General features: G+C 46.3%; 7 protein-coding genes. 2 read left to right on the forward strand and 5 right to left on the reverse strand.

The features are described 5' to 3' along the window. The coding region (locus IM319_RS18365) for a formylglycine-generating enzyme family protein (RefSeq protein ID WP_287736515.1) at window positions 1-941 on the forward strand (941 nt) is incomplete at its 5' end. Between the two features lie 188 nt (window positions 942-1129). Here IM319_RS18365 and IM319_RS18370 read toward each other — a convergent pair. From IM319_RS18370 to IM319_RS18390, 5 genes are all read right to left on the reverse strand, one after another. Further along, window positions 1130-1471: a DUF5615 family PIN-like protein gene (locus tag IM319_RS18370; protein ID WP_287078961.1), complete on the reverse strand. Its 342-nt coding sequence runs from the start codon at window positions 1469-1471 to the stop codon at window positions 1130-1132. 3 nt (window positions 1472-1474) lie between these two features. After that, complete coding sequence (locus IM319_RS18375; RefSeq protein ID WP_286827064.1) at window positions 1475-1801, reverse strand: DUF433 domain-containing protein; 327 nt, start codon at window positions 1799-1801, stop codon at window positions 1475-1477. Between the two features lie 198 nt (window positions 1802-1999). Then, a complete protein-coding gene (locus tag IM319_RS18380; RefSeq protein ID WP_287736516.1) occupies window positions 2000-2338 on the reverse strand; it encodes a type II toxin-antitoxin system PemK/MazF family toxin in 339 nt (112 codons plus the stop codon). Then, a complete protein-coding gene (locus IM319_RS18385) occupies window positions 2316-2501 on the reverse strand; it encodes a hypothetical protein (RefSeq protein ID WP_159291351.1) in 186 nt (61 codons plus the stop codon). Before IM319_RS18385 ends, IM319_RS18380 begins: the two co-directional genes overlap by 23 nt. Before the next feature lie 40 nt (window positions 2502-2541). Further along, window positions 2542-3045, reverse strand: coding sequence for a DUF29 domain-containing protein (locus IM319_RS18390; protein ID WP_271974736.1), 504 nt, complete (start codon window positions 3043-3045; stop codon window positions 2542-2544). Between the two features lie 149 nt (window positions 3046-3194). Between IM319_RS18390 and purL the strand changes: the two genes are divergently transcribed. Beyond that, window positions 3195-5465, forward strand: a complete 2271-nt coding sequence (gene purL, locus IM319_RS18395) for a phosphoribosylformylglycinamidine synthase subunit PurL (RefSeq protein ID WP_287736517.1) — start codon at window positions 3195-3197, stop codon at window positions 5463-5465. Window positions 5466-5598: the final 133 nt, after the last annotated feature.

Here is a 5598-nt window from a genome sequence, read left to right on the forward strand (position 1 = left end):
GGCAATGGACAGAAGTGGAAATCCCCGACGAGGAAATCGAACTGGAAACCGCCATTCAACGCATCAACAACCATGTAATCGAGAGAGTCGGGGACTTTAGCACCTCCGTCGTCGGTGACTCTCCTATTCCTCCCCAAACTCAACCAGAGACAGCGCCAGGCAATAAAACTTCATTTACCGAAAACTATCAGTCATCAGTTATCAGTTATCAGTTAGGGACAGCGCTAGAGGATAAAACTTCCTTTACCGAAAACCTAGCCGATGGGATAAAACTAGAGATGGTAAGCTTACCAGCAGGTAAATTTCTCATGGGTTCTTCTGATAGTGATCGTGAAAAGCCTCCACACCAAGTCAAAGTCAACAGTTTTGCCATCGGCAAATATCCCATTACTCAAGCACAATATCAAGCAGTAATGGGAAACAATCCCTCTCGTTTTAAAAATAATCCCCAAAATCCGGTAGAAAATGTTAGCTGGAATGACGCTCAAGCTTTTTGTCAAAAATTGAGTCAAATAACCGGGAAAACCTATCGCCTACCCACAGAAGCGGAATGGGAATATGCTTGTCGTGCCGGGACAACCACTCGCTATTATTTTGGTGATGATGATAATCAGTTAGGAGATTACGCTTGGGGTAGCGCAAATTCTAATAACAAAACTCATCCCGTAGGACAGAAAAAGCCCAATGCTTGGGGACTACATGACATGAGTGGCAATGTTTGGGAGTGGTGCGAAGACGATTGGCATAATAGCTATGCTGGAGCGCCGGATGATGGCACGGCGTGGATTGATAATGATAATCGTTCTCAGTCTCTAAAATGTCTGCGCGGCGGTTCTTGGAACTACAGCCCTAATTACTGTCGTTCTGCCACCCGCAACAGGTTCAACCCCGACTACCTCGACTTCGGTTTTCGGGTTGCGTGTGTCTCCCCAGGACTTTAACCCTTTGCTCTTTTGCCTTTTTGCCCTTTGTCTCCCGCCGCTAGGCGGGTCGATTTTTTTTTGAGATCTTCTAGGGTGCGTTCTGGGCAGCTTTTGCCTTTTTGGGAGCAGTTTAATCTAAATTGCGATGGGTGAGGCTGTGCCAACACATTCTACATTCTACCAAATTTTTGAGGGCGATCGCTAACTTAAACAGAGGGACGTACCACCCGAATCAACTTTCCCTGTAAGGATTCCTCTATCCTTACCGCCTCATCAACCTGTGCTGTAAACTGTTGCCAATTACGATTATTCGTACAAACCACAATCCCGAAATGCTGATCGTCACGACGATGCAAACGGATAAAATCAATTCTATTGATCGTCAAAATGGCTCGCTCTTGACTGACAGCAAACGCCAACACCTGCTCGTCAGGTATCCGTTGATTAGCATTTCCCGCTTCTTGCACCGTCAAAACATCATGGCCCAAATTTCTCAACAATTCCACAACCGGCAAGGGAAACTGCTCATCTGCATAAAAACGTGCCATCCCCTAAACTGCCTCATTCTGCTCAATGAGTAAATCAATCTCCTCTTCATGAGCTGCCGCATATACCCAAGCATTGGCTAAATCCGTAGCCTTAATAGTCGGATAACTTGTTAATAAATCAGCATCACTATAACCAAGACGACGAGCTTCTACTAACACCCAAACTGGAATTCTTGTATTGGCAATGCAGGCTTGTCCGCCGCAAACTTTAGGCGTTTTCTCAATTCCCTGCCAATTACCACCAAGACTTTGAGCGAGTAACTGGATTACCTGCACTTTTTCGCTAGGTTTGAGGGCAAGAAGTTGCTCTTCTAACTCTTTGATGATCACAGGCTTAAATCCCCATACAGTTTGGGCCAATTATCCTTAATCATTTTACTAGAAAATTTGGGTTTAAAAACTCCCACTTAAGGCAAATCGTGGAGCGAATGCAACAAAACCCGATTCCCCCCAATGCTCCTAGATTTACACGGGATATCTTACATGAACGCCGTTGATACAAATATCCTATTATTTTTCTTAATTTAATTATTCGTGGGAAGTCTCCATCAAATCCAGAGCAAATAGCAAAGCTTGTTTAATTTTACGCATATTTTCCTCGGTAAGTTCGCCCAGTTTTCGTTCCAGTCTCACCGATGAAATAGAACCTAATCCTTGTATATTTGCTACCGAACCTGTTCGTAGAAACCTCACCGCAGACAATTCCACCTCGTAGTTACTACCCCGATTTTGTGTGGTTATAGGGATGTAGAGAACTAAGGCCCTTGGTGGGTTGGGGTCAAGACGAGATACTATTACAACAGGTCGCGTTTTGGCAGCCAGTCCTAAATCAACTAGCCACACTTCACCGGGTTTCGGGTTCGTCAATTATATCTAATACCTCCTGCTCAACCAATCTAGAACGGAGAAGTTCTAACGCGTCTTGGTCTGCTAATTCGATAATCTCGACAAGATAACGTCGCACCTGTTCAACAGTTGCCGGTTGCCATTGACGCAGTTTAATTTCCAGTTCTTGAATCAGGGCATCCATATTTCAGTTTTGAAAGCCAATATTATCAGGATAACACGGTCTAAGTAAAAGGAAAATCGTCAAAGTAATGATCGATATCAATCGGGAACCACTCCCCGTCTAATACCTGTTCGAGGGAGAAAGGAGGCTCGACAGGAATCGCGTCGCCAGTGACGGTTTTCGCTTGTATTAGGGTTTTCCGAGCGTTCGAGTAGGCTTTTTGAAAATAATCCCGCGCGTGGTTGGTGAGAGTAGTGGTTTCTAGCCACTCTCCTAGTTGAGTTCGGAAACTGGCAATTTCTCCTACCCAGTGACAGACGTTGCGTTCTCGCTCCCGTTCCGATTTGTGATAAGCTAACTTAAACAGGTGTTCGATCAGCCTAGTTAATAAACTCTCTACAGCCCTTCTGTCACTTTTACCCATGCACTCGACTTCCTCGATCAGATTTTCCCAGTCCACGTCATCAAACTTTTTTAGCTTTAAAAGTTCGGCGGTTTTGGAAGCCCAAAGAACAAAATCCTGATCGTATAATGCTTTCATTGATAAAGCTGTTTCTACTGCCATAGTTTCGTTCCAACTCCTAATAAAACTATTTCTTTAGCTTAACTTTAACTAGCGCAAACCCTTTTAACTTTTTTATCTTTTACTAAATATTATAACTCGATCTGATCAGACGTTATACAATAAATCTTGTCCCTCGATCGCATTGTCCCATGACTACCCCCTTCACTGCCGCAGAAATTGCCTCAGAAGGCATCAAACCCGAAGAATACGAAGACATAGTCAAAAGACTGGGAAGACACCCCAACAAAGCCGAATTAGGAATGTTTGGCGTGATGTGGTCAGAACACTGCTGTTATAAAAACTCCCGGCCGCTCCTCAAACAATTCCCCACCACCGGCGAAAAAATTCTCGTCGGACCGGGGGAAAATGCCGGAGTAGTGGATTTAGGCGATGGATTGCGATTAGCCTTTAAAATCGAGTCCCATAATCATCCTTCTGCGGTGGAACCCTTTCAAGGTGCCGCTACCGGAGTCGGAGGCATCCTGCGGGATATTTTTACCATGGGGGCGCGTCCCATTGCTATCCTCAACTCCCTCCGTTTTGGTAACTTGGAAGATGCCCGCAATCGTCGCATTTTTGCCGGAGTCGTGGAAGGGATAAGTCATTATGGCAATAGTGTGGGCGTTGCCACGGTGGGCGGTGAGATATACTTCGATAATGCCTACAATGGCAATCCTCTGGTTAATGCCATGGCTTTAGGGCTAATGGAAACCGAAGAAATCGTCAAATCTGGGGCAAAAGGCCTGGGAAATCCGGTTTTATACGTTGGTTCTACCACCGGCCGCGACGGTATGGGAGGGGCGAGTTTTGCCAGCGCCGAATTAACCGATAAATCTATGGATGACCGGCCCGCGGTGCAAGTGGGCGACCCTTTTCTGGAAAAATCCCTGATAGAAGCTTGTTTAGAGGCATTTAAGACCGGCGCGGTGGTGGCGGCCCAGGATATGGGGGCCGCAGGGATCACCTGTTCTACTTCCGAGATGGCGGCCAAGGGAGGGGTGGGAATTGAATTAGACCTCGATAAAATCCCCGTCCGGGAAACCGGGATGGTTCCCTACGAATATCTGCTATCGGAATCCCAAGAAAGAATGTTATTTGTGGCAGCATCGGGACGAGAAGGCGAATTAATCGAGATTTTCCATCGTTGGGGACTTCAGGCTGTGGTCGCTGGCACTGTTATCGCTGAACCGATCGTCCGTATATTATTTAAAGGGGAAATTGCCGCCGAAATTCCTGCCACGGCCCTAGCGGATAACACTCCGATTTATCATCGGGAATTACTAACAGAACCGCCAGAATACGCCCAAAAAGCTCAATTATGGCAAGATAGCACGATTCCTATTCCCGAATCCTATAACGAGATTTTATTAAAACTGCTCGATAGTCCCTCGATTGCCTCAAAACGCTGGGTTTATCGTCAATATGATCATCAAGTCCAGAATAACACCGTTATTCTCCCCGGGGGAGCCGATGCGGCCGTGATTCGCGTGCGTCCTCTGGGTGCTAATCCCGCAAATTCTCGGCGCGGTGTAGCGGCGACTACAGATTGTAATCCGCGATACGTTTATCTTGATCCCTATAACGGGGCTAAGTTGGCCGTGGCAGAAGCGGCCAGAAACCTTAGCTGTGTTGGTGCTGACCCTATTGCTGTCACGGATAATCTCAATTTCGGCAGTCCAGAGAATTCAATCGGTTATTGGCAATTAGCCACTGCTTGTCAGGGTATTGCCGAAGCTTGTCGGGAAATGAATACACCAGTAACTGGGGGTAATGTCTCTTTGTACAACGAAACCGTTAATGCAGCTGGCAGCCCCCAGTCTATTTATCCGACTCCCGTGATTGGTATGGTGGGATTAGTGCCGGATATAGGGGAAATTTGCGGTCAAGGTTGGCAAAAAGCGGGGGATTTAATCTATCTTTTGGGTTTTTCCTTGCCAACTATCGGCGCTTCCGAATATTTAGCCGTTATTCACGGTTTGGTGACGGGAAAACCGCCGGTAATTGATTTTGAATTAGAAAGAAAGGTACAAGCGGCCTGTCGTCGGGGAATTCGCGCCGGTTGGGTGAAATCTGCCCACGATTGCGCGGAGGGAGGTTTAGCCATTGCTTTGGCAGAATGCTGTATTAGTGGCCAATTAGGGGCGGAAATTGACCTTTCTTGGCACAATCAAGGCCGTTTTGACGCGGTGTTATTCGGAGAATTAGCTAGTTGCATTATCGTCTCCGTTTCCTCCGAAAATCAGCAAGATTGGGAAGAATATCTAAAGACACAATTAAGAGACTATTGGCAAATAACCGGCAAAGTTAGCGAAAAAAGCGATAATATTCGGATTTTTGACCGGGATAAACAACCGGCGATCGATGTTAGTCTAGAAACTATACAGCAAGTTTGGTCAAAAGCGATCGAAAGAAGGCTTTAGGGAAGGAAACAGGAGTCGGTCGTCAGGAGTGGGGAAATAGGGAAATGGGGAAATGGGGAAATGGGGAAATGGGGAAATGGGGAAATGGGGAAATGGGGAAATGGGGAAATGGGGAAATGGGGAAATGGGGAAA

It is taken from the genome of Microcystis sp. M113S1, assembly GCF_020246945.1.
Lineage (GTDB): Bacteria > Cyanobacteriota > Cyanobacteriia > Cyanobacteriales > Microcystaceae > Microcystis.

Bases quoted from the DNA above. Each gene is read 5' to 3' on its own strand.
- IM319_RS18370 (WP_287078961.1), bottom strand. From the start codon at position 1,471: ATGGCACGTTTTTATGCAGATGAGCAGTTTCCCTTGCCGGTTGTGGAA.
- IM319_RS18385 (WP_159291351.1), bottom strand. From the start codon at position 2,501: ATGGATGCCCTGATTCAAGAACTGGAAATTAAACTGCGTCAATGGCAA.
- IM319_RS18390 (WP_271974736.1), bottom strand. From the start codon at position 3,045: ATGGCAGTAGAAACAGCTTTATCAATGAAAGCATTATACGATCAGGAT.
- purL (WP_287736517.1), top strand. From the start codon at position 3,195: ATGACTACCCCCTTCACTGCCGCAGAAATTGCCTCAGAAGGCATCAAA.